Source organism: Paenibacillus sp. FSL R5-0749, from assembly GCF_038595085.1.
Lineage (GTDB): Bacteria > Bacillota > Bacilli > Paenibacillales > Paenibacillaceae > Paenibacillus.
This window is the reverse complement of the sequence record NZ_CP152005.1, coordinates 96,933-120,397: the sequence shown is the minus strand read 5'-3', so window position 1 is coordinate 120,397 and position 23,465 is coordinate 96,933. Positions and strand designations below refer to the sequence as shown.

Sequence of the window (23,465 nt, the reverse complement as noted above, 5' to 3'; positions counted from 1 at the left end):
TTCCGGCGAAAACGCTACATTTTGTCTGCTTATGTACCTGATTGAATATCCCTGCCAATGAAGTCCCATACTGGAAGAAAAGAGAGGAGCCCGTTCCATGACCAAGCCAAATCAAAAGACCCGCAAACGCGGGTTCCGTGTACGTAAATTCATTAAAAACCTGTCTCTGCTCGCCGTGCTCGTCATGCTTGCTACCGCTGCAGGATTGGTCTACCTATACGCAACCAGCCTGCCCCTCGCAGACTCTGATCGGAATTCCCGATTGCTGGACAGTCAAGGGGAAGTGATCGCTACCTTCTCCGCCGGTGGCAAAGACTCTGTTCCAGTTCAACTGGAGGATATCGCTCCGAATCTCGTCAACGCCACTCTGGCTGTAGAGGATCGCAAGTTCTATAATCACTACGGTTTTGACGTTCAAGGAATGGGACGGGCCGTGCTCGTTAACCTCGAACATATGCAGATGTCGCAAGGCGCGAGTACATTGACCCAGCAACTGGCGCGCAATCTATATCTATCTCATGAGAAAACATGGACTCGCAAAGCAAAAGAAGCCATGTATACGGCGCAATTGGAGATGAAATACAGCAAGGATGAAATCCTACAGATGTATCTGAATGAAATCTATTATGGGCATGGTGCATACGGAATCGAAGCAGCTTCGCGAATGTATTTTGGCAAATCCGCCAAACAGCTGGATCTCGCAGAGAGCGCTATGCTGGCAGGCATCCCGAAAGGACCGACCTACTATTCACCCTATAACCATATGAAAAACGCCAAAGACCGGCAGAAGATCGTGCTGAATGCCATGGCTGATATCGGCAAGATCACCCAAGCTGAAGCGGATAAAGCTTATGAGCAAATGCTGGTGTTCAAACCGGAAAGTGAGCGTAAAACGGTGGAAAGCGCCCCGTATTTCCGTGACTATATCCGGAATCTGGCCATCAAAGAGCTGGGCATCAGTGAAGCGATGCTGGATCACGGAGGATTGAACATCTACACCACACTGGATCTGCGTGTCCAAAAAGCAGCGGAAGACGCCATAGCGAAGGGTATGGATGCCAAAAGCGAGCTGGAGACGGCTCTGGTGTCCATCGACCCTCGTACGGGCTACATTAAAGCCATGGTGGGCGGCAAGAATTACCGCACCAATCAGATTAACCATGTACTGGCGACAACGCGCCAGCCAGGTTCGGCGTTTAAACCTATTATGTATCTGGCTGCCCTGGAGTCCAAGCAACTCACCAGTGCATCCATATTTAATAGTGAACCTACCCTATTTCACTACGACAATGACCGTAAGACCTATAAACCCGGCAACTTCGGAGACAAGTATCTGGGTGAGATTGACCTTAGACAAGCGATCGCCGCTTCAGACAATATCTATGCGGTGAACACCATTATGCAGATCGGTCCTGAGCAGGTTGTGAGTATGGCGAAAAACCTCGGTATTACGAGCAACCTGAGCGCCGTACCTTCTCTCGCACTGGGAACGTCACCTGTCAGCCCGCTGGAGATGGCGTCGGCCTTTTCCGTCATTGCTGCTGGTGGACAACGGACGCCGCCTGTCGCCATTCTGCAAGTGACGGATGCAGCAGGACGTGTACTTTATGAATCGCCTCAAACCAAGGCTGAGACCGTTGTGGAACCTGCGGCAGCTTATGTACTAACTCGATTAATGGAAAGTGTATTCGAAAATGGAGGAACCGGTAACCGGGTATCTGCCACAATTAAACGTCCGGTAGCCGGAAAGACAGGCACAACCAACACGGATGCCTGGCTCGTTGGATTCACACCAGAACTTTCTACCGCCGTATGGGTTGGATATGACCAAGGCAAAGCCATATCGACTTCGGACGGCCGCCGCGCGGCACCAATCTTTGCCCAATTCACAGAGCAGGCGCTTGCGAGCGTACCACCCAAAATTTTCACTGTTCCTGATCACGTCGTAAGTGTCTATATCGACCCGGAATCCGGTAAGCTGGCAGGCAATGGTTGCGAAGAGAAACGACTGGAAGTTTTTATTGATGGCACTGAACCCACAGAGGTCTGCCACGGTACGACGGATGATTCGGATCCTGGAGAAGATGAGAAGACCCGTGAGGTACAGAATCAACAAGGCATACAGGAAGAGAAACATTCCTGGTGGGGAGATTTCAAACGTTGGTGGGTAGAATGACGCAAATGCACGATGACTTAGTTGCGTCACCCGTAACCTCTCGTTATATTAGGCATTTGGAAATTCACTTCGGATGAAAACTCATAATTATTCAGTTCGATGAATACAGATCATACACAAGCAAAAGACCCCAAACCGAACTTTACGGTCAAGGGTCCTTTTGCTTTTTTGATTTTATACGGTGTTGAATGATTTGCCTTAAGCGAGTGCTTCTTTCAATTCATCCGGAGAAGCATTCCACCATTCTTCGTTGTGTGAGATCAACAGCTTCTTGAGTGCAGCCCGATCTTCCGGCCCCAGCTCATCCAACATGAAACGGCGCTTCATGGCATAATCCATGCGATTCACATGTTCCGCCAGCAGTTTCCATCCACGTCTCGCTTCTGTATCGATCCACATCTCACATGCCGTTGCTCCACCATACAGCTGTCCCTCTTCCGTGCGATCCACAGCTACCCACACCAGCCATACTTGGCGTCCGTTGGGCACATCTTCACGATTCGTCGAGAACTTGATATTGCGCTCCACTTTACTCTTCGCATGCATCGCACCAATATCAATTTTGGCTTCACCATTGTCAATAATGACCGGAGATAGATTATTCAGATCAATGGAGCCTGCACCGAAGCCTTTATGCTTGCTCTTTGCACTAACGATATTCAAGGCAATCTGCTTTTTGCCGTTTTGCTCGTTTTGGTCCATGTTTATAGCCTCCAAGGGTTGATACAAATATTTTAACTAATAATCGGCCCATTGCAAACATATACATGCTGTAGATGCTTGTCAACGGGAGGTATTTATCGATGATTCCACGACGCGCCAAGAGCTGGCTCACCGCATCCCTGGCCCTGTGTGTGCTGGCCGGAGGGATATGGATCACTCTGGGTTATACTCACTCAACTCATTCCGAATTGCCAACACTTGCCCCGGAATCGGGCAAGCCTAAGGCAAAAGCCCCAACCCCAGCACCTCCAGAAAGTGTACAGACCCCTACTGCCGAAGTGTACAGCAACCGTGTTGTGGAATATCACATGGATGTAAAACTGATCGAAGGGAACGTACTGGAAGGGACTCAGACGATTACCTGGACACATCCAGGTAAAAAAACCGTCAACGAGCTTTACTTTCATATGTATCCCAACGCCTTCTCTTCTGCTGACACCACCTTTATGAAGGAATCCGGCGGAAAGCTTCGGGGTGATGTCATGCCTACCAACGGTTATGGCTCCATGAATATTACCGAAATGAAAACGGAGGACGGGCTCTCTCTGCTGCACCGGATGCAGTATGTGCAACCAGATGACGGAAATATCAAGGACACCACCCTCATTAAAGTACGCTTACCCAAACCCGTCAAAGGCGGAGAAAGCATTACACTCCACACCCGATTCCAAGTGAATCTGCCAAAGATTTTTGCCCGGATGGGAACTGCTGATGATTTTGTCATGGCAGGTCAATGGTTTCCTAAATTAAGTGCCTATGAACCTGTGGGCAGGCGCGGACGGACAACGGAAGGCTGGAATCTGCACCAATACCATGGCAATTCAGAGTTTTACGCCGACTTCGGTATATATAGTGTGCGTATTCGGGTGCCTGAAACATACAAAGTTGCCGCTACCGGATTTCCGACACAACAAGCCGTGGTGAAGAACGGAGAAAAAGTCTATCAATTCTATGCCGATGATGTGCATGATTTCGCCTGGGCAGCTTCACCGAATTTTGTCTACGCCGAGGAACCCTTCTCTGCACCCAATGTGCCTGGTGTACGAATCAAATTATATTTGGATCCTGCTCATCAGGATCTGAAGGAACGTTATTTCTACGCCGCGAAGGCCGCTCTATCCAATTATAGCAAATGGTTTGGCCCGTATCCTTATGCTACCTTATCCATCGTTGTTCCACCCAAAGCGGGGAACGGTGCTGGAGGTATGGAATACCCTACGCTGGTAACGGCCTTTGGAGCCGATGACACTACTCCAGGTTATGACCTGGAACGTACCGTAGTCCACGAGATCGGACACCAGTACTTCTACGGCATGGTTGCCAGCAACGAATTCGAGGAAGCCTGGCTGGATGAGGGGTTCACCTCTTATGCAGAAGACAAATTGATGGAGCAGGAATACGGATTGATTCCGAATCTGCCGGTACAATCGGGCCTGATTACGTCTCCTTCATCCTTAACACAAGAATCCTGGAAGTTCGATTCACAGAATGAGTATGCAGCCAATGTCTACACACGTGGCAAGCTTGTATTGCTTGGTATTGAACATCAAGTCGGCACAAAAAAGATGGAACGCATTCTCTCTACCTATGTGAAGAAGTACCGCTTCAAACATCCCACTTCGGCAGATTTTCAGAACGTTGTGGAACAAGTGACCCGCACGTCCTGGTCTGATTATTTTGACCAATACGTCTACGGTAATGGAATGGCTGACTTTGCTGTAGAGAAGATTCGTGTTACGCCTGTACAGAAAGACGGTCAAACATGGTACGAGTCATCCGTGACGATCGTCAAAAAAGGTAGTGATTACAACGCCGTTCCTGTTCGCATTGCTTTTGAAGACGGACATACCCTCACCAAGCAATGGGATGGCATAGAAGATCGAATTACCTATAAATTAACGCACACATCCCCCGTAGCCTGGGCCATGACCGATCCCCTGTACACGATCGTGCTGGAGAACCGCCATATGAACAATTTCCTAAAATCCGGACTGGATGAGCAGACGAAGTCCCGCTGGAGCATGAGTGTAACCAAACTAATAGAAGCCATATTCGGAGGTCTGTCATGGTGAGGTGGAAACGGTGAAAGCGAAAATACGTGAAGGCTGGTTTCTCGTCCGTCAGCATATGTTCATTGCGGCACTCTTATTTCTTTATCAACTCATTTGGGGATATTTCTTCTATCGAATGGTACAATCGGCAGTCATCCCACTCCTCCTGCGCTATCCAGATTCTGATGCCGGGGAACTGAGTACACTTTTGTTCAAAATGGAAAGCCAACTTAACCTATCTACCCATCCGGAGGTTCATCGTTATCTATGGATTCTGGGGGGCATGCTGCTGGTTCGCATGTTGATCAGCCCCCTTATTCAGGCAGGACTGCTCTACTCACTTCAGCACTTTAATTCTACAGAAGAGCGCATCCCATTCGTCCGTGGAATCAAAAAACTGTGGAAACCGATGCTGCTGCTGCACACCATACGTACATTATTGATACTTCTGCCCGCCTACTGGCTCATACCGAAGCTCTACTCGATCCTCATGGACGGATTTCATTCCCTTCAATTACTTTTGCCTGGTATACCTTATGTTGCTGCCTGGATTGTATATGGATGGGTCATCCACCATGTCATGCTCTACATGCAGTTCGGTGTGTCGGCACCAGAAGGAGAAGGCGGGGCTCACGGCACCCTCAAAGCACTCTGGATTGCACTGCGTCATCTCATCGCCGTTATCGGCATTGCTCTCCTGCTGGGCGGAGTCCACTTACTCGTCTTTGGGGCATTCACTTCAGCCTCATGGTTATTAACGGGACTTACCGGACTTATACTACAACAGACGTATCCACTTGCCAGATGTCTATTGAGTCTGTGGAAAATATGCAGCCATTTCCGATTGTGGCAGTCCAAAGTATCCAAAGGTGAGAGCATTTAGTTTAAAAATTGTTACCATCACATGTTAAACTTATGGCCTGCTATGTACTTATAAATAGGCAAACCTCAACCTTTCCCCGTCAAAGGTCGAGGTTTTTTTTGCTAATTTTGTTGCTAAACGTTGCCAAAGACGTACTCCTCTGTTACAATAATCGCAGTGAGTTTTTAGTAACAACTTTGTAATCTTTACATTCATATTTGTAACTACTTAAAATTAAATCGTCATTTCTTGATTTCGCAGGTGCATAACTAGCATAGCCAAATTCCTGGCACCTGGGAAGCGGGGGAACCAGTTATGGGTGAATTGATCTTGCTACAGAGGGATCATAGGGGACCTTCAACCGAATCCTTAAGCTAACCTCGCAGGCGTTGGAAGGGGAATATCTCTTGTTCAAGAAGAAATTAACCGCAGCTGTACTTAGCATCACATTCGCATTATCGCTTGGTGCAGGTAGCGCATTCGCAGATTCAAAAATGGACGCAGTAATTGATTCAGCAATGGGAACTACATACAAAAGTGGGGGAACAACGCTTAACGGCTTTGACTGCTCCGGATTTACACGGTATGTATTCGACAAATTGGGTATTGATTTGGCACGCCAATCCAGTTCCCAATTCGACATGGGCGATTCCGTATCCCGCATGGAAATGAGAGCTGGCGATCTGGTATTCTTTAATACTACAGGTAAAGGCGTATCCCATGTAGGAATCTTTGTAGGGGATGGAAAGTTCGCACACTCTTCTTCTTCCAAAGGCGTTACGATCAGTGCATTGAGTGAAAGCTATTGGGCCAATCGTTATGTTGGCGCTAAACGGATTATGAGCACGGACGCGTATGAATCACTGGCCCTTGACTAGGGACAAGCTGAGCAACATGATACTGTAACCATGAACCATACTGTAACGAAGCAAGAAGCATAACAGAACCGCCCGGTACATTCTCCGCAGGAATGTATCCGGCGGTTTTTTTGTGCTTCCATCCTGATTCATATTGCAAGTTACGCTCGGGGCTATCCTGCAACATCAACAGGCTCATTTTGTCCTCGTTCGTCCGTGCCCTATGATGTTTTTACCCATCCTGTTATAATATAAACGGAATTACCGGAACTTTTGTTTCATATTTTTTTCTGGTAAGAGAGACTTGCTAAATGAATATCTCTTTTGTAGAGTGGACAGAGAGTTCTGTTTCAAGGAAAGGAGCATGCAGGTGTATGAAGGAAGCCCCCGTAACGTTTCACGTTGTACCCATGCGAGAAGAACATGCGGAGCTCATCTGCAGTTGGCAGTATGATCCGCCTTACAATATCTACAGCTGGCTTCCCTGGGAGCAGATGAAAGCGCTGGAAGTGGAATTCGGAGATGCACAGTTGCGGCAGGAGCAATATGCGATTGTCCTGGATCAGAACGATCGTATATGTGGATTTGCTCAATACTTCCCACTTCAAGGGGTAACCCGGATTGGCCTCGGCATGCATCCAGAGCTGTGTGGTCAGGGGCAAGGGAAAGCTTTTGTCACGGCCATTGTACAGGAAGCTATTCGCCGAAATCCGATGAATGAGATCGATCTGGAAGTGCTCACTTGGAATGCTCGTGCCATTCAAGTCTATCTGAAGAGTGGATTTGTCACCCAGGATACATACGAACGACAGACCCCAAGCGGCTTGAAGCCCTTTCACTGTATGGTTTATGAAGGGCCTCGTGATTAAAATCCATTGCAAAACAACCAAATTTGCGCCTTGTTATGTGATTAGTTCAAAAATTTCCCACAAAATGCTATGATGTCAGTACAGGTTCCGTTATAATGATATGGATAGTTTCAGGTTAGATGATCTTTCATTCTGGAGGGGACATAAGGGATGCACAAATGGATCATGAGCGGAGTATTTTTTGCAGCATGCGCTTTAGCTATTGTTTTAATGTTTACGCTTCCAGGGAAAGAAGAAGTGGCTGAAGAAGCCAAGCCAACCATGCCGGAAGTCACATTGGATGCCGGACAGGCTGAAGCACTGGTCAAAGCCAATTGTATCTCCTGTCACGGGGATCAGCTTCAGGGTGGTGTAGGACCTGCTCTAGCAAACATCGGCAGCCAGGATGATCTGGAGAAGATCTACACTACGATTGTCAAAGGTAAAGGTGGCGGCATGCCTTCCTTCAAGGGCAAACTGCAGGATGAAGAGATTGCCAATATCGCCATGTGGCTATCAGAGAAGAAATAATCTCTGCACGCATAACAAAGAGGCCCTTAATCCCCTTTTGGGAGAATAAGAGCCTCTTTGTTATGCTATTGATTAGGCCTCTGCCGCATGCTCGGCCAGAAAGGCCTCCACTTCACGTGCGGACGGCATCCCGGACTGGGCGCCGAGCTTCGTCACGGATAACGCGGCCGCACCCATGGCGAAGCCTACGGCCGCGTCCAACGTCTCACCGCGCGCGAGGGCTACCGCCAACGCGCCGTTGAAGCAATCGCCAGCGCCGGTCGTATCGACGGCGCTTACGGCGTAGCCGGGCGCACGGCATGCGCCGGCACGCCCTGCCTGTACGCGGCCACCAGGCGCCGCCGCGTACACAGCCCCCTCGGGGCCGAGCGTCGTGACGACAGCGGCCCCGAGGGATGCGGCGAGCTCTGCGACCGCCGCATCCAGGTCTTCCGGCCGGAGATGATCCCGGCCGGTCAGCACGGCAAGCTCACTGCGGTTCGGCGTGACAACGTCGACGCACCGCAGGAGCTCCTGGGGCAGACCCGGCACCGCGGGAGCCGGGTTGAGCACCACCAGTGCGCTGCCTTCAGCCGCCAGTTGGGCGGCGCGGGTAACCGCTGGCAGCGGGATCTCCAGCTGTAGCAGCACCGCTGCGGCTGCAGTCAGGCTTTTTACCGTATCCGCTTCTTCCAGCATCTCAGGCACTACTTGCCCGTTCGCACCAGGAATAACGATAATCCGATTGTCTCCTCGAGAGAGCCAGATGGAAGCTGTCCCTGTAACCGTGTCTTCCAATCTGCGAACCTGCGAGACATCTGCACCACTTTCCGTCAGACTGTGCAGCAGACGTTCGCCAAAACTATCCGATCCCACCGCACCAATCATTGTGGTCTGTCCACCCAGACGCGCAGCAGCGACAGCTTGATTTGCACCTTTGCCGCCAGCGAGATAGTGGAGTTCCTCACCGCTCACTGTCTCTCCCTCTTCCGGAATCGTATCTGTCTTCACCACGAGATCCATATTGAGACTGCCTACGACAGCAATAAGAGGTTGTTCCTGATTATAGTCTGACATGTATGGGTTCACTCACTTCCGGCCGAGCGATAATAACCAACTTCGTTATTCCGACCTCATTTTGTCATAAGCTTCGTTGTACTGCCCTGCTTCCTTAATATCTACAGATGTAATACCGCCCGCATCCCATGACGTGAGACGCAGCGTAACCGTTGTATAGTCAATCGTAATAAAAGGATGATGATTGAACGCTTCCGAGATCGCAGCGACCTCATCCACAAATGCAATCCCTTTCATGTAGTTGGAGAACACAAATTTGCGTACAATCCACCGTCCCTCTTCCAGTTCCCAGCCTTCCAGCCTTCCCAGATGAGCTTCGACTTCCTCTTGCGAAAAAACCATGCGTTATCTTCCTCCCCATAGGATGGTACATTACAGACGTGCGTCCGTATAACCACCAACACCTTCGGTGCTATCGTCAGCAACCTCAAAGGCCAGGCTCATCGCCATGCGATCAGCCCATTTCACGAGTAACATCTTACCACGGACAAGCTTCAAAATCCAATCAACTTATATGGCGTAGAACCACTAACCATAAGGCTTTATGGAAAATTCCAGTTCCATTCATACACCTTAAAATGCATGTATATACACTAGATTAAAGGTACAAATGTTAACTCTTCTTCCCCGATCAGAATATGAATGCGGTGCTGTTCCTTATCATGGATGACCACACCACTTCCAACCGGAATCACAGACTCTTCGCCCAGTGCATAGAACAAATCTTCCGCCAACGCCTCATCCACTTCAAGTTGCTCAGGTGCAGCGAGTCTCTCCCACTCTTCCGCGTCCATTTCAAAGAAAACATACCGATCCGGTATGCGTCCAATTGCCGTTGTCAGATCTGTCAAAATTCCTTCATAATCCCGTCCATGCTTTACGCCCATTGGCTTTTCACTCCTATTCGGCCCCTAAGGAGCGGATTTGATCTTATTATACCTGAAAATAGCCCTTAAAAAAAAAGGCCTTCTGGTCGATAAATACTATATATGACCGTTTGAACTGTTTTAGCAACCGCAAGGAATGCCTAACATTGAACGGATTGCGGCCAAAAATTCGTCCGGAAGCCCGAATACAGCCGCTTGAAAGGATTCAATTTTATCTCATGGATGAGGTGTATGATGAACATTTCAACGATTATTGGACTAGTTTTTGGGCTGGTCTCCCTTGTACTCGGTATGTTCCTGAAGGGTGCGCCCTTAATCAACCTGGTTAACAATCCGGCAGCCTACGTTATTATCTTTGTTGGTACGGCAGGAACCATTTTTATTGCATTTCCTATGTCAGAAGTTAAGAAAATCCCTAAGCTTTTCGCGATTATTTTCAAAAATCAAGTACTTATTGATCGAGTGTCTCTGATCGGCACGTTTATGGATTGGGCTTCCACTACCCGTCGTGAAGGTTTGCTTGCACTGGAATCAAAAGTAGAAGAGATTGACGATCAGTTCCTTCGTGGCGGTATGCGTATGATTATCGACGGCAACGATCAGGAATTTGTAAGTGATGTACTGATGGAAGATATTCATGCTACAGAGGAGCGCCACCGCGGCGGTGCCTTGATCTTCGCCCAGGCGGGGATGTACGCGCCAACGCTCGGGGTTCTCGGGGCCGTTGTAGGTCTCATCGCAGCACTTGCCGATCTCAGTGACATGGAGAAACTCTCCCATGCGATTGCGGCAGCATTTATCGCAACACTCCTTGGTATATTTAGTGGTTACGTGTTATGGCACCCGATGTCTAACAAACTGAAGCGGATGTCCAAGCAAGAAATGGAGATCAAGCTGATGATGGTTGAAGGGTTGTTATCCATACAATCTGGTGTATCCACCATTGCCATCAATCAAAAGTTATCCGTATTCCTGACACCTTCCGAACGCAAACAACTGGAAGAGAAGGAGGGATCATCAGGTGAAAAAGGCTAAAAAGCACGAACCACATGAAGAACATATAGACGAGAGCTGGTTGCTTCCCTATTCTGACTTGATGACCTTGTTGCTTGCCCTGTTTATCACGTTGTTCTCCATGAGTTCACTCGATGCGGCCAAGTTCGAGCAGATGGCTTCCGCACTAAGCAGTGCATTGAATGGAGGCTCTGGTATTCTGGATCATACGTCCATGAATCCGGATACGCCAGGTGTTGACTTGGGTAAGAACAAACAGGAACCTACAGAAATCACTAAAAAAACACCAGCTCAGATTACGGATGCACAAATGGCTCAAAAAGAGCAGGAAGATCTGGAGAAGCTCAAGAAACGGCTTGACCAGTATATCTCGAAGAACGGCCTTTCGGACCAGCTGAACACCAAGCTGAATCAGTCTGAATTGAAAATCACCATCAGTGATAACGCCCTGTTCTCCTCAGGCCGAGCAGATGTGAAGCCTGAATCACGATCCCTGGCCAAAGCCATTTCAAGCATGCTGCAAGAATTTCCTGAATACGAAGTGGTTGTATCCGGTCATACCGATAATATTCCCATTTCGAACAACCAATATAAGGATAACTGGGATCTGAGTGCAGACCGTGCGCTTAACTTCCTGAAAATCCTGTTGCTGAACACACAATTGGACCCTTCCAAATTCACACCAAGTGGTTATGGAGAGTATCACCCGGTTGCCAGTAATGACACCAATGCCGGACGGGCACAGAATCGCCGTGTAGAGGTTTCTATCATTCGGAAGTATCAAAGTAACAATACCAATGTAAAAGCCGTTGGCGGAGGAAATTAAAGGCCACTAGGCCGCCAATGACCAAAAAGACCGTTCTCCATCTAACGATAGGGAGCGGTCTTTTGCTTTTATATTTTCTTCAATAATTATTGCTCTTATTGGGTCGAAGAAAGTCGAATCGACTATTCCAGTGAATAGTCCAGCAGACCGCCCAGCTCCGCTTTTTCAGCAGCGGTGAGCTCTCTCCAAGAACCGGTTGCCATTTCTCCAAGATGGATGTTCATGATCCGAATCCGCTTCAGCTTACGAACCTCGTAGCCAAAGGCACTACACATCCGCCGAATCTGACGGTTCTTTCCTTCGGTCAGGATAATACGGAATACCCGATCCGTCATCCGGGTCACGGTACAAGGCAGTGTCATTTCACCCAAAATCTTAACTCCGGTGCTCATACCTCTAAGGAAACTCGGCGTGACCGTTCGATCAACAGTGACGATATACTCTTTCTCATGGCGTCCTTCTGCTCTAAGAATCCGGTTAACGATATCTCCGTCATTGGTCATCAGAATCAAACCTTCCGAGTCTTTATCCAGACGTCCAATTGGAAAGATACGTTCATCGTGTCCGACAAAATCAACAATGTTCCCCTGAATATGCTGCTCAGTAGTACTTGTGATTCCAATCGGTTTATTCAGCGCAATATATACATGTTTTCTCTTTTCATTGATCGGCTTGCCATTGATGCGTACATCGTCGCCTTCTTCTGCCTGACTGCCCAGTTCAGCCTTAACTCCATTAATGGTTACCAGCCCACGATCCACCAACTTGTCGGCTTCACGCCGGGAGCAATAACCTGTTTCACTAATAAATTTATTAATACGCAAAAGGTAATCTCACCTCATCTATTTCTCTTCATCTGTAATTGGTTCATCCGTTACCTGATCTGCCTGAATAACCTCTGGTTGTTGCTCGGATGCAGGCAGTTCAATAATAACCGTTGTTCCCTTGTTCATGACGCTTTTAATATCCATCATGCCCTTATGTGATTGAATAATTCGCTGACTGACCATCAGACCAAGCCCTGTCCCGGACTCCTTATTCGTAAAGAAAGGCTCCCCAAGCTTAGGCATCATCTCTTCCGGGATACCAATGCCTTCATCCCTGATCTCAATTCTGACGCGCTTCGACTGCTCGTCATGCTTGAGCTTAATGTGGATGTTTCCTCCATTTGGCATGGCCTCCATACCGTTTTTCAGCAAATTGATGAATACCTGCTTCAACTGGTTCTCTTCACAGTGTACCATAGCCGAATCGGATGAGGCACGCAGTACAAATTCTACACCATGCAGGTGCGCCTGACTATCCAGTAAAGAGATGACATCGCCGAGAATAAAACGAATATCCCGATTCTGAAAATGAACCGCCTGCGGTTTGGCCAAAATCAGGAATTCACCAACAATCAGGTTGATGCGATCCAGCTCCGATAACATCAGATCCAGATGACGATGATTCAGCTTGTTGCTCTCTTGCTGTAACTGTAGGAATCCGCGCAACGTGGTGAGTGGATTACGTATTTCATGCGCGACACCTGCCGCAAGCTGGCCCACGGTTGTTAGCTTCTCAGAGCGTCTGAGCAGCTCTTCCATCCGATTACGGCTTGTAATGTCTCTGGAGACACTAATGAGTGCGGTAATCTCCCCAGCTTCGTCTCGTACTGGAGCCGTACTGACACTGACTTCTACACGAGTCCCATCTTTCTTCATCCAGGTGGTTTCATTGGACGTAATAGACATTCCCTCAACGAGTTGGGCATGCTGACGTTTCATTTCTTCCTCCGCCTCTGGCGGGATGATTTTCAGATTACGACCTTCCACCTCGCGACTTCGAAAGCCATATAATTGTTCAAATGCCCGGTTAACCCGCAGCACTTTCCCTTCAAGATCCGTAATATGAATGGCATCGGCTGTCTGATTGATAATGGACTCCAGATGCTCTTTTACCGCGCGATTTTCTTCATACATCTGTTTCAGACGACTCGTATAATGGCCCAGATTACGAATCATGGCATTAATCCGATTGGCCAGTTGGCCGAGTTCATCCTTCCTCCGTACTTTCAGACGGAAGTCAAAGTGTCCATCCGCTACATCATTCACTTTGCCCAGTATGGATTGGATCGGACGCGTAATATAACCTGCGAGCAGATAGCTACCAAAGATCACGATCTCCAGCAACACCAACGATATTGAGGCATGGCTCACCAGTTGCTCAGACACCATGGAGGATATTTGCTTATAGTCCATGACAATACTGATGACATATGAAGACTGATTAGGTGTGAAAATAGGGATAAAACTCTTCAGCACCTTCTGTTCGTGCGTTTCACTGACAAAAGATACATTCTGCCCTGTCCGAATGGCGCGCACAACAGCACGATGATCTTCATCAGTAGATCCATACTGATACGTGCCAAACCGAATAGGTCTGTTATTCAACTTGCTAAAATTCGAATCTCTTCCGTCATCACCCATGTTCGGGCTGCCAAAAGTCAATGGATTGATGCCTGTAATCTCCAGAATGGAGGGATTGACCTCACGGATTTTATTCAAAATCTCATCCGGACTAGAGATTTTCACATAGTCATCAACTTCCGTATTATTATAGAAGGGATTGATTATGTAGTTTCTCTTTCCATCATGGTAGTAACCCCAGATATCAATATCCGAGGGACTGGATGTCGAATACTCGAAACCATCGGACCAGAAATGCTCCAGCTTCTGCCCTTGAGGAATCGTTACCTGTTGTTTTTCAAATAATTGTTTAAACGCCTGATACCAATAGGTCATGGATTTGGTGGACAGCCCGATCTCTCTTGGATCTGATGAACGGCTAACCACAATATCATCATCCGTCTGCTCCATCAATGAAATATGCGAAACGCCGACCTTTTGACTCAAGCGAACAAGTTCTTCATTTGTGATATTATTAATATCCGGGTCCAACTCTTCCGCTGCCATGACAGCAGCAAGCCACAGATTGTTTCCAATCTGCCTTTTTACATAATCTGAACTGTATTGATTCTGTTCGACAGCAATTGCAATCTGCTTTGCAGTGAGTACCATCTTGGTTTCACTGTCCTGCCTCAGATTCTCTTCTGTAGTATAATAACTCAGTGCGATATTCAACACTAAAATAACGAGCACTGAGCAGGACATAATCATGGATAATTTCGTTTTAATAGACAAGTTTTTTTGTTCACCTCTCGGCTTGTACCCTCTGGCGATATATGGCAAAACCTATCTCCATCATAACGCTTGTATGTCTTTTTGAAAAGGATAATTGACCTGTGACCAAAAGTTACCGAATGACGGAAAAGCTCGAAATTCGTTGTTTTTTGCATTTTTGAACTCTACAATGAAATTAATCACTGGATTTGTCCACATACCCACAGGCTTGTGGATAGTTTGTTTATAACTATGTGAGCAACTATACGGTTATCCACATTTCTATACACAACATGTTAACAACCCGAATGCCTGTTCGCTGAATAAATTCTTTTTGGAAGGAGTTATATTGTAATGAATGACCATTCTCTCCAGCCCGACCTTTCACAATTATCCGAGGAAGCTCAACATGAGCATTGGATGCGGGAGGCCATTGCTGAGGCATACAAAGCCGAGGCCCTTGGGGAAGTGCCGATTGGAGCTGTAATTGTACAAAATAACCAAATTGTTGGCCGAGGGTACAATCTGCGAGAAACGACACTGGATTCTACCGCCCATGCAGAGATGGTGGCTATTCGTCAGGCAAGCGAGACCATCGGAGCCTGGCGCTTGTTGGATTGTTCTCTGTACGTCACACTGGAACCTTGTCCCATGTGTGCAGGCGCCATTGTACAATCCAGGGTTCCCCGCGTAATCTTTGGTACGGCTGATCCCAAGGCAGGCTGTGCAGGTACACTGATGAACCTGCTACAGGAGCCTCGATTTAACCATCGAACCGAAGTGATCCCGGATATTCTTCAGCCCGAATGCTCCACGATGCTAACTCAATTTTTCAGAAGTCTGCGTCAAAAGTTAAAATAATCACCGATTACAAACATCCCAATTGGAAAGGAAGTGTGCTGTAATGGCGCTAACCCTATATGACACAGCCAATGGCATAAGCCTTCGGTTGCTCACACCCCAAGATACACAATCCTATCTGGACCTGATTCAAATTACACGAATCCCATACCAGTCCGTAGAACCCTTGCGAGAAGATGATTTCTATACATTGGATGCTCAGACTCGACGAATTGAGGATCGGGTCAATGCTGCAGAAGAAGGTACAGGTTACCAATTTGGGATCTACACCATTAAAGACAGCCTGTTGATTGGACAAGTAAGTCTTAACAATGTCGTATTAGGCGTTGCCAATTATGCTGATATGGGTTACTTTATCCATCCGGATTATCAGGGCGGCGGACGAATGACAGCAGCGGTTAAACTGGCCGTAGCCTATGGCTTCCGTGCGCTGAAGTTAAATCGGGTCCAGGCTGCGGTATTGCCTACCAACAAAGGTTCGCAGCGCGTGTTGGAGAAGAACGGGTTCCAGTTTGAAGGTACGGCTCGCAAATACCTCAAGATCAACGGCAAATATCAGGATCATCAGATCTATGCTGTACTTGCTGAAGACTTGGATGAACTTGCGGATTAACTAATTTAGAAGCTCCACCACATAGCTGTCTGCATCCCCAATTCAACATGATGCACATTCAATCTTTAAAACCGTGCTACCCTATTTATGTAGGAGAGAGTGCGGTTTTATTGGTATGTAACCTTAGCCACCATTCAAAAATACAAGATCAATCATTCGGAGGATATCCCCTCTTAACGCTATGTAACATAAAAAACCGCCTGTATCCAAGCGGAAGGAGATGATCCTTCACTTGAATCACAGACGGTTTGAACTCAGCGAGATTAGTATCCGTATGAAGCGCTCATCAGTTCTTCGAACTCTTGCATAGTAATTACGTCATCGCCCGTAGGGATGTTGATTTTGAATGCTGCTTTTTCGTTAATCTTGGTGTACGTATTGGAACCGGTAAATGCCAGTTTCACTTCGTCTTTCGTATCTTCTGGCTTGATCAACACATCAGCGACCATCTTCTGATATACAGGGAAGTCGTTTTTGTCCAATGCGAAATCGATGTTGAATTGGTTAATTGTCAGAACATCTTTCAATTTATCCAAGTCTTTAGCCATTTCAGCCTGATCTGCTTCAGTGATTTTCAAATCTTCTTTAGCTTTGTCGATATCAGCCTGATCCATTTGCAGCATTTCACGATATTCCTCTTTGGACAGAATATCCAACACTTTAGGCATAGCTTTTGTTACCAGTACAGTAACGGCTTCTTTAACATTGTCATTATTCACCGAGAATTGTACAACTTGCTTCGCATCTACACCTTCAGGAAGTTGTGCATCTTTGGTGTCCAGGTTTTTGAAGAATTTAGCTTGATCGTATTCGCTCAGCACTGCGTCCATGACTTCGTTGCTCAGCTTTTGAGTTTTGGCTGCGTCCATAGCATCCGGGTTCCATTCCGTACCCTCTTGCTCAGCCAGTTCTTTCAGATCAAGTTCCAGGAATTTGCCAACAACGTTCTCCGGAATCGGGAAGAACGGAATATTTGGCACTTTCACATAGAGCTTCTCAGCAGTCATTACCATTGGAATGGTAAAGGTCATACCCATATCGCCTTTAAGTTCAATGCCAAGAGTCATCTCTGTCTGCATTGGTTCACTTTGGTATACACCTGTTACATTCAACTGAGCATCCTTCAACATGCTCATAAACTGAGTCATGCTCGGGTCCGTTTGAGATGCATCCCCAGGTTTATAGCTCAATTCATTAATAGTGAAGTTGGAACTCATTTCATACGAAGTTAATTTGGAAGCATTGGCCGCAGCCGTCTTCAATGCCTCTTTTGGTTCCTGCTTGCTGCTACATGCTGTCAAGGCCATGGATACGGTCAACAGCAACGTAAGAAGAAGCGCCCCCATACGTTTAGTCATTTGTTTCTCTCCTCTCGTGATAACCCCAAAAAAAGTAATTCAATATCAATGATATACCATATCACCAGATACTGAAACCTAATTTGGGAAAAATGTGATCTTTCCTCTTTAAAATGGCTACAAAGACCTACGTGAGGTTTGGAAATAACCATGTGCCTGTCTTTGTATATGTATGAATACGCAAAAGCCCCCTGTTAGGTAACAAGGGACTTTTGCGTGAATCTGTTTCTTCTATTAACCTTGGGGATTCAAATGATCCACATGATTTTGATTTTTTACTTTTTTGGAACCGGATAATGGCTCCTGCATGGAAGAACGTTTGGATGAATGATGATGCTGTTCGGCAGCTTGCGCTTCCGGTACAGGAATTGTTTTCGGTTTGCTCATAATGTTACCCCCTCATCAATGTTAGGAATGGGATGGGTCCCTATCTTCCGTTTTATCATGATTTAGTGCATCCTGATGACGGCGATCATTGATATCTTGCTGAATTTGCTGGGCATGGTGACTGTTTACGGCTGGCTGCTCCAGATCATCAACTACATTTTGCAGGTTTTTGTCTACTCCCGCTTTGGCTTTAGTCAAATGTGTTCACTCCTTGAGGTTTCAAACTATTGTCGCGTCTGGGATTGTAACGATTGAGCACATTCGTGAATGTGCCTTGTATAATCGTGGGCCAGTTCCTGAATTGGCTCTGTACGCTCATCTGTCGTTCGTCCATCCCGTTCCACATCAATCAGCTGGACACTGACTTCACGGGAATCCACATACTCACATTTGAAATCAAAAGAATACATCTCATGACCTGCTGTCGCAATGTGTATCCGAATGGCCTGCTGATCGGCCTCATCCGCCATTACTTGAGCCTGATCACCCACATTCAAGACTTGAGGCAAACGCTCTTGCCAAGCCCCTACAAGCTCTGTCTGATCGATGTTTAACTCGCGATTCATCTTACCACCTCCACTCCTATAAAGTGCGGCGATGAAGATGTTTTTATACATATCAGACGTACTCAAAATATAATGTTGTACTGAGCAACGTATACAGGGGTCACCAACCCGTACCATCACTCCGTTAAACAATCGCATAACGCAAAAAAGGACCCGAGCGAGATCGCTCGAATCCTTGTTATAAGTGTAGTATGGCGGAGAGGGTGGGATTCGAACCCACGTGGAGTTGCCCCCTAACGGTTTTCAAGACCGCCCCGTTATGACCGCTTCGGTACCTCTCCAGGGAATTAACTTTTATAAACTTGCCACGAAAAGTATCATACCATATCTCGACAACATAATGCAACCTTTTTTATATTAAAATTTATGATCCATATCAGACAAATGCCCTTTTAATACAAAACACTCCAACCCGTCATTCAAAATGACGGGTTGGAGTGTTTTGTATTCCTCTTGATAAGGATGGTTAACTTTCGCTTAAGAGCGACGTGCAATCACACTTGTGCCGCCCATATAGGGACGCAATGCTTCAGGAATAACAACCGTACCATCTTCCTGTTGATAGTTCTCCAGGATAGCGGCAACCGTCCGTCCAACGGCCAATCCTGACCCGTTCAATGTATGCACAAATTCCGGTTTGGCTTTTGGCTCTCTGCGGAAACGGATATTGGCACGGCGTGCCTGGAAGTCCTCACAGTTGGAGCAGGAGGAAATCTCACGATAGGTGTTGCTCTCAGGTAACCATACTTCAATATCATACGTTTTAGCCGAAGTGAAGCCCATATCTGCGGTACACAGTGTCAGAACGCGATACGGCAATCCCAATAATTGAAGCACACGCTCCGCATTTTGAGTCATTTGCTCCAACTCTTCATACGAAGTCTCCGGAGTAGAGAGCTTGAGCAGCTCTACTTTGTTAAACTGATGCTGACGAATCAATCCGCGTGTATCCCGTCCTGCCGAACCGGCTTCAGAACGGAAACATGAGCTGTATGCCACAAAGTGCTTCGGCAATTGATCTACATTCAGAATCTCTTCGCGATGATAGTTCGTTACCGGAACTTCAGCAGTAGGGATCAGATAATATTCGGTATCTTTCAACTTGAACAGATCTTCTTCAAACTTAGGCAGTTGACCTGTTCCAAACAAGCTATCCCGATTAACGATGTATGGAGGCAGAATCTCTTCATATCCATGTTGATCGCTGTGCAGATCCATCATAAAGTTAATCAATGCACGTTCCAGACGGGCACCCAGCCCTTTATAAAAGGTAAACCGAGATCCTGTTACTTTGGCAGCTGCTTCAAAATCAAGGATATCGAGATCTTGAGCAATTTCCCAGTGGGCTTTTGGCGCAAAAGTAAATGATTTTGGCTCTTCCCAACGACGAATCTCAACATTGTCGTCTTCAGAAGCTCCAACAGGTACACTTTCGTTAGGAATATTCGGAATCGCCATGGTGAGCTCATTGATCTTCACTTCCAGTTCCCGAACTTCTTCGTCCATGGCTTTGATTCGATCAGAGACTTCGCGCATCTCCACAATCAGATCATCTGCATTTTCACGATTCTTCTTCAGTCTAGCAACTTCCGCAGAGACCGTATTCCGACGGCTCTTGAGCGTCTCACTCTCTTGAAGCAATTCCCGCCGTTTGGTATCCATCTCGGTAAATCCAGCGATAAGATCCAACGATTTGCCACGTTTAGTCAATGCTTCCTCTACACGTGCATACTCATTCCGCAATATTTTCACATCAAGCACGATATACCCCTCCTAAATAACCCCACGAAGTGAAGCCTTATGTTAAATCGATTCTCAAAAATCTACTGTGTATACCTTACTATATACTTATCGGAATCTGTAACCACAAAAACAACCTATGCTCCCGGTGCGACCCTCCGCTGCGATTCCCGCTATGAAGCAGATACAGGCAACATCAGGCATCCGTTCAGATGCAACTGCCAATCAGCGGCCTTACAAGGCTGCTGGGGAAGTGATCCGATGACCGGGAGATCATAGGTTGTACATCATACACTATTTAGGGTCTACCGCGTGTTTGTAGGACTTGGCCATGTCTACAAAATAAGCATGCAGACGATAGTCATCCGTTAACTCCGGATGATACGAGCAAGCCAGCAAATGTCCTTGACGAGCTGTAACAATCTCATCATTGTAAGTAGAGAGTACCTCTACCTGCTCTCCAACACGCTCAATCAAGGGAGCCCGGATAAACACAGCTCTCACCGTTTCCTCGATGCCTTTGACCGGCAAGTCTGTTTCAAAACTTTCTCTCTGCCGTCCAAATGCATTTCGGGATACAGTCATATCCATTAACTCCAAATGGGCCTCTTCCTGTCCCGTGATGTGCTTAGCCATAACGATTAAGCCAGCACAGGTACCAAATACCGGTTTGCCCTCAGCAGCAAACGCTCGAATGGCATCCATAAACCCATATTTACGCATCAGTTTGCCAATCGTTGTACTTTCCCCGCCAGGAAGGATAAGACCATCCAGATCATGCAATTGCTGAACCTGTTTGATAGCCACACCTTCTGCTCCAGCGCGTTCAATACTCCGTATATGCTCTGTGACAGCCCCTTGAAGCGCTAATACGCCGATCTTCATTTGCACATTCCCCTTCTCATACCAGCCGCGATCTTGCATACGCTCGGAAGGTGCAAGTTTGGATATCTCTATGCCCTTCATCGGTGCTCCAAGATACTTGGACACTTCGGCCCGTAATGTATGTGTCGTTCATTACCTTATATAGAGCAGTTAACCCACTCCACCAGGTAAAAAAAGCTTGGAATTTTCCGCCTCATTATACGTGAATTCTAACTTGATATTTTACCGGAAAAATTGTAAATATACAATCCATCCGGTCGAATAACTTGTATTCTGGCAATGATATGACCACATATCATCCAATTCACGATCATACTCTTTTACAAGAAGTATCCTATAAAACTAGAACAGGTTTTTGATCCCGTCAAAGAGATCGACGAAGAAATCCTTAACAGCTCGGAAGAACAAACGGAACCATCCGCCTTTATCAGCCTCTTCCGCTGTGATCAAGTTCACTGTTTTTTCCTGAGGCTCAATTCCATCTGCTTTATACGTATACGTCACTGTACCAACCTTCGTACCTGCTTTGATTGGTGCTACCAGCTTGTCCGCCTCAGTTACGTTAGCTTTGAACGTCACATCCAGGTTCTGAGTACCTTTGGGTACAACGAAACTTACCGCATTATCTGTTACGACAGGAACGGTTGTTTCTTTACCTTTTTTCAAAGGTACAGCTTCCCACCCTGTCACTTTGGTCTTGCCTGCGACAGCCTGCTTCACTTCAAAATTGTTAAATCCAAAGTCCAACACCTTTTTAGTTTCTCTGAAACGTGCGGATTCCGAATCTGTGCCCATAACAACACTAATTAGACGCATACCGTTACGTTCGGCTGTACCTGTAAAGTTATTACCTGCGTTCGTGGTATGGCCTGTTTTCATTCCATCCAGACCTTCATAGGCATAGCTTTTGAAATTGGTTATATTTTTATTCGCTTCCAGCATCCAGTTATAATTGATAATTGGGGCTTTATCATTGGGACGGAACTTATAGGATTGAATGGTTGTAAAATCTTTGTAGTCTGGGTGATCCATGATGATATATCTGCATAGAATTGCAGCATCCAGTGCGGACATGACTGTTTCCTTGTCTTCAGCTGGGCGGAAATCGGCAGGCATATCTGCTCGATCGAGACCGGAAGAGTTGATGAAGAACGTATCCTTCATGCCCATACGCTTCGCTTCATCATTCATCATTTTCACGAAAGCTTCTTCCGAACCTGCAACATGTTCAGCCAAAGCGACCGTAGCATCATTAGCAGACCCTACAGCCATAGCAATATAGAGATCCTTAACTGTGTGTTGGTCCCCTTCAGCAAGGAAAATACGTGATCCGACACTTTGTGCAGCATTCTTTTTAACAGTTACAATATCGTCCCAGCCGAGTTTACCTTGTTTAACTTGTTCAGCGACAATGTACTCTGTCATCATTTTGGTCATGCTGGCAGGTGGCATAGCTTTATCCGCATCGACATTGAGCAAAATCTGACCCGTTGATGCCTCCATGAGAACGGCTGACCTAACCTCAAGCCCCAATGAGTCTACCCCAGGTACCTGTACCGCTTTCTCCGTCTTCGTTGTTGTTGCTGCAGCAGTCAGGACCTGCCCGGAGTCGTTCGCAGCAGCCATGACTGGCATTACTGCAGACATGCAAAGCATGTTAATTAGCATTACCGAGGCTACGCTCTTTTTGAGCATTTGGCGTTTCTTCTTATTCATGTGTTTGGCTTTCAATGATGAATACTCCCTTCGATCCAAAGCATTGTTAATTGCTTCAGTGCAGCTTATGCTGCGATTTTCTTGTTCCCTAACCTGCATGTTTGATGTGTGAGATGTGTGCTATATGCGCTGTATCGAACGAGCAATATTATTGCTCCTAAAGTTCGTTATCGATTGTCACTTAGTCCGCATTTTGCGAATGCTTATGTAAAAGGACGTCCGCGCTTCTGTTTGGCTGGCAGCCTTTTCTTGCACTGCATTTGCTTTTCATAACCATATTCATAGATTCACGTCAAATAGCCGCCGCAACGCCTTAATCCATCCATGGATCGTCACCGCTTGTTCTA

At 46.8% G+C, this 23,465-nt stretch carries 24 protein-coding genes, 1 tRNA gene and 1 riboswitch; of the genes, 10 read left to right on the top strand and 15 right to left on the bottom strand.

The genetic code is table 11. The annotated features are described in order from the left end of the window. Nucleotides 1-97: 97 nt before the first annotated feature. On the top strand, nucleotides 98-2,176 hold the full coding sequence (locus MKY85_RS00570; protein ID WP_342571546.1) for a PBP1A family penicillin-binding protein: 2,079 nt from the start codon (nucleotides 98-100) through the stop codon (nucleotides 2,174-2,176). Between the two features lie 198 nt (nucleotides 2,177-2,374). Here MKY85_RS00570 and MKY85_RS00565 read toward each other — a convergent pair whose 3' ends face one another. After that, complete coding sequence (locus MKY85_RS00565) at nucleotides 2,375-2,878, bottom strand: YwhD family protein (protein WP_253428974.1); 504 nt, start codon at nucleotides 2,876-2,878, stop codon at nucleotides 2,375-2,377. Between the two features lie 101 nt (nucleotides 2,879-2,979). Here MKY85_RS00565 and MKY85_RS00560 point away from each other — a divergent pair, with 101 nt between their 5' ends. The 5 genes from MKY85_RS00560 (at nucleotide 2,980) to MKY85_RS00540 (ending at nucleotide 8,048) form a co-directional block, all read left to right on the top strand. Then, complete coding sequence (locus MKY85_RS00560) at nucleotides 2,980-4,971, top strand: M1 family metallopeptidase (protein ID WP_342571545.1); 1,992 nt, start codon at nucleotides 2,980-2,982, stop codon at nucleotides 4,969-4,971. A gap of 10 nt (nucleotides 4,972-4,981) precedes the next feature. Further along, nucleotides 4,982-5,833, top strand: coding sequence for a hypothetical protein (locus tag MKY85_RS00555; protein ID WP_339238973.1), 852 nt, complete (start codon nucleotides 4,982-4,984; stop codon nucleotides 5,831-5,833). A 245-nt stretch (nucleotides 5,834-6,078) separates the two neighbouring features. Beyond that, nucleotides 6,079-6,216, top strand: a riboswitch (cyclic di-AMP (ydaO/yuaA leader). A 39-nt stretch (nucleotides 6,217-6,255) separates the two neighbouring features. Further along, nucleotides 6,256-6,690, top strand: coding sequence for a C40 family peptidase (locus MKY85_RS00550; RefSeq protein WP_342573239.1), 435 nt, complete (start codon nucleotides 6,256-6,258; stop codon nucleotides 6,688-6,690). A gap of 353 nt (nucleotides 6,691-7,043) precedes the next feature. After that, nucleotides 7,044-7,538: a GNAT family N-acetyltransferase gene (locus MKY85_RS00545; RefSeq protein ID WP_342571544.1), complete on the top strand. Its 495-nt coding sequence runs from the start codon at nucleotides 7,044-7,046 to the stop codon at nucleotides 7,536-7,538. A 150-nt stretch (nucleotides 7,539-7,688) separates the two neighbouring features. Continuing rightward, nucleotides 7,689-8,048 (top strand): cytochrome c, encoded by a 360-nt coding sequence (locus MKY85_RS00540; protein WP_278297432.1) that lies wholly within the window; start codon nucleotides 7,689-7,691, stop codon nucleotides 8,046-8,048. A gap of 72 nt (nucleotides 8,049-8,120) precedes the next feature. Here MKY85_RS00540 and rbsK read toward each other — a convergent pair whose 3' ends face one another. The 4 genes from rbsK to MKY85_RS00520 form a co-directional block, all read right to left on the bottom strand. After that, complete coding sequence (gene rbsK / locus MKY85_RS00535; protein WP_342571543.1) at nucleotides 8,121-9,104, bottom strand: ribokinase; 984 nt, start codon at nucleotides 9,102-9,104, stop codon at nucleotides 8,121-8,123. A 45-nt stretch (nucleotides 9,105-9,149) separates the two neighbouring features. Beyond that, entirely contained in the window at nucleotides 9,150-9,446 is a 297-nt protein-coding gene (locus tag MKY85_RS00530) for a 4a-hydroxytetrahydrobiopterin dehydratase (protein ID WP_062838136.1), read from the bottom strand. Nucleotides 9,447-9,476: 30 nt separating this feature from the next. Continuing rightward, nucleotides 9,477-9,602 (bottom strand): hypothetical protein, encoded by a 126-nt coding sequence (locus tag MKY85_RS00525; protein ID WP_339238970.1) that lies wholly within the window; start codon nucleotides 9,600-9,602, stop codon nucleotides 9,477-9,479. A gap of 95 nt (nucleotides 9,603-9,697) precedes the next feature. Beyond that, entirely contained in the window at nucleotides 9,698-9,991 is a 294-nt protein-coding gene (locus MKY85_RS00520) for a hypothetical protein (protein ID WP_253428962.1), read from the bottom strand. A 234-nt stretch (nucleotides 9,992-10,225) separates the two neighbouring features. Here MKY85_RS00520 and motA point away from each other — a divergent pair, with 234 nt between their 5' ends. Together motA and motB are read left to right on the top strand one after the other, a co-directional pair. Then, complete coding sequence (gene motA, locus MKY85_RS00515) at nucleotides 10,226-11,026, top strand: flagellar motor stator protein MotA (protein WP_339242860.1); 801 nt, start codon at nucleotides 10,226-10,228, stop codon at nucleotides 11,024-11,026. Then, nucleotides 11,013-11,831 (top strand): flagellar motor protein MotB, encoded by an 819-nt coding sequence (gene motB, locus MKY85_RS00510; protein WP_339238967.1) that lies wholly within the window; start codon nucleotides 11,013-11,015, stop codon nucleotides 11,829-11,831. Before motA ends, motB begins: the two co-directional genes overlap by 14 nt. Nucleotides 11,832-11,953: 122 nt before the next feature. Here the strand turns inward: motB and MKY85_RS00505 are convergent, their stop codons facing one another. Continuing rightward, nucleotides 11,954-12,655 (bottom strand): pseudouridine synthase, encoded by a 702-nt coding sequence (locus tag MKY85_RS00505; protein ID WP_339238966.1) that lies wholly within the window; start codon nucleotides 12,653-12,655, stop codon nucleotides 11,954-11,956. An 18-nt stretch (nucleotides 12,656-12,673) separates the two neighbouring features. Further along, nucleotides 12,674-15,013, bottom strand: coding sequence for an ATP-binding protein (locus tag MKY85_RS00500; RefSeq protein WP_339238964.1), 2,340 nt, complete (start codon nucleotides 15,011-15,013; stop codon nucleotides 12,674-12,676). A gap of 333 nt (nucleotides 15,014-15,346) precedes the next feature. Between MKY85_RS00500 and tadA the strand changes: the two genes are divergently transcribed. Next, the gene (gene tadA / locus MKY85_RS00495; protein WP_339238963.1) at nucleotides 15,347-15,853 is read left to right on the top strand and encodes a tRNA adenosine(34) deaminase TadA; all 507 of its coding nucleotides are present in this window, start codon (nucleotides 15,347-15,349) and stop codon (nucleotides 15,851-15,853) included. A gap of 43 nt (nucleotides 15,854-15,896) precedes the next feature. Next, nucleotides 15,897-16,466, top strand: a complete 570-nt coding sequence (locus MKY85_RS00490) for a GNAT family protein (protein ID WP_339258196.1) — start codon at nucleotides 15,897-15,899, stop codon at nucleotides 16,464-16,466. A 263-nt stretch (nucleotides 16,467-16,729) separates the two neighbouring features. Here the strand turns inward: MKY85_RS00490 and MKY85_RS00485 are convergent, their stop codons facing one another. The 8 genes from MKY85_RS00485 to MKY85_RS00450 all read right to left on the bottom strand — a co-directional run bounded on the left by MKY85_RS00485 (nucleotide 16,730) and on the right by MKY85_RS00450 (nucleotide 23,133). Further along, nucleotides 16,730-17,824 (bottom strand): hypothetical protein, encoded by a 1,095-nt coding sequence (locus tag MKY85_RS00485; protein WP_339304927.1) that lies wholly within the window; start codon nucleotides 17,822-17,824, stop codon nucleotides 16,730-16,732. Between the two features lie 234 nt (nucleotides 17,825-18,058). Beyond that, on the bottom strand, nucleotides 18,059-18,211 hold the full coding sequence (locus MKY85_RS00480; RefSeq protein WP_253428949.1) for a small acid-soluble spore protein P: 153 nt from the start codon (nucleotides 18,209-18,211) through the stop codon (nucleotides 18,059-18,061). Nucleotides 18,212-18,232: 21 nt separating this feature from the next. Next, nucleotides 18,233-18,409 (bottom strand): hypothetical protein, encoded by a 177-nt coding sequence (locus MKY85_RS00475; protein ID WP_017691325.1) that lies wholly within the window; start codon nucleotides 18,407-18,409, stop codon nucleotides 18,233-18,235. 26 nt (nucleotides 18,410-18,435) lie between these two features. After that, nucleotides 18,436-18,777, bottom strand: coding sequence for a hypothetical protein (locus MKY85_RS00470; protein ID WP_253428947.1), 342 nt, complete (start codon nucleotides 18,775-18,777; stop codon nucleotides 18,436-18,438). Between the two features lie 192 nt (nucleotides 18,778-18,969). After that, a tRNA-Ser gene (locus MKY85_RS00465) sits at nucleotides 18,970-19,058 on the bottom strand. Nucleotides 19,059-19,254: 196 nt separating this feature from the next. After that, entirely contained in the window at nucleotides 19,255-20,538 is a 1,284-nt protein-coding gene (gene serS / locus MKY85_RS00460) for a serine--tRNA ligase (RefSeq protein ID WP_342571542.1), read from the bottom strand. Nucleotides 20,539-20,811: 273 nt separating this feature from the next. After that, nucleotides 20,812-21,402 (bottom strand): pyridoxal 5'-phosphate synthase glutaminase subunit PdxT, encoded by a 591-nt coding sequence (gene pdxT, locus MKY85_RS00455; RefSeq protein ID WP_339261265.1) that lies wholly within the window; start codon nucleotides 21,400-21,402, stop codon nucleotides 20,812-20,814. Nucleotides 21,403-21,744: 342 nt separating this feature from the next. Continuing rightward, on the bottom strand, nucleotides 21,745-23,133 hold the full coding sequence (locus MKY85_RS00450; protein WP_339238959.1) for a D-alanyl-D-alanine carboxypeptidase family protein: 1,389 nt from the start codon (nucleotides 23,131-23,133) through the stop codon (nucleotides 21,745-21,747). Nucleotides 23,134-23,465: the final 332 nt, after the last annotated feature.

Coding starts and splice junctions, on each gene's coding strand:
- MKY85_RS00540 (WP_278297432.1), top strand. CDS start 7,689: ATGCACAAATGGATCATGAGCGGAGTATTTTTTGCAGCATGCGCTTTA.
- MKY85_RS00490 (WP_339258196.1), top strand. CDS start 15,897: ATGGCGCTAACCCTATATGACACAGCCAATGGCATAAGCCTTCGGTTG.
- MKY85_RS00565 (WP_253428974.1), bottom strand. CDS start 2,878: ATGGACCAAAACGAGCAAAACGGCAAAAAGCAGATTGCCTTGAATATC.
- tadA (WP_339238963.1), top strand. CDS start 15,347: ATGAATGACCATTCTCTCCAGCCCGACCTTTCACAATTATCCGAGGAA.
- motA (WP_339242860.1), top strand. CDS start 10,226: ATGAACATTTCAACGATTATTGGACTAGTTTTTGGGCTGGTCTCCCTT.
- MKY85_RS00520 (WP_253428962.1), bottom strand. CDS start 9,991: ATGGGCGTAAAGCATGGACGGGATTATGAAGGAATTTTGACAGATCTG.
- MKY85_RS00480 (WP_253428949.1), bottom strand. CDS start 18,211: ATGAGCAAACCGAAAACAATTCCTGTACCGGAAGCGCAAGCTGCCGAA.
- MKY85_RS00530 (WP_062838136.1), bottom strand. CDS start 9,446: ATGGTTTTTTCGCAAGAGGAAGTCGAAGCTCATCTGGGAAGGCTGGAA.
- MKY85_RS00545 (WP_342571544.1), top strand. CDS start 7,044: ATGAAGGAAGCCCCCGTAACGTTTCACGTTGTACCCATGCGAGAAGAA.
- MKY85_RS00470 (WP_253428947.1), bottom strand. CDS start 18,777: ATGAATCGCGAGTTAAACATCGATCAGACAGAGCTTGTAGGGGCTTGG.
- MKY85_RS00560 (WP_342571545.1), top strand. CDS start 2,980: ATGATTCCACGACGCGCCAAGAGCTGGCTCACCGCATCCCTGGCCCTG.
- rbsK (WP_342571543.1), bottom strand. CDS start 9,104: ATGTCAGACTATAATCAGGAACAACCTCTTATTGCTGTCGTAGGCAGT.
- MKY85_RS00570 (WP_342571546.1), top strand. CDS start 98: ATGACCAAGCCAAATCAAAAGACCCGCAAACGCGGGTTCCGTGTACGT.
- pdxT (WP_339261265.1), bottom strand. CDS start 21,402: ATGAAGATCGGCGTATTAGCGCTTCAAGGGGCTGTCACAGAGCATATA.
- MKY85_RS00485 (WP_339304927.1), bottom strand. CDS start 17,824: ATGACTAAACGTATGGGGGCGCTTCTTCTTACGTTGCTGTTGACCGTA.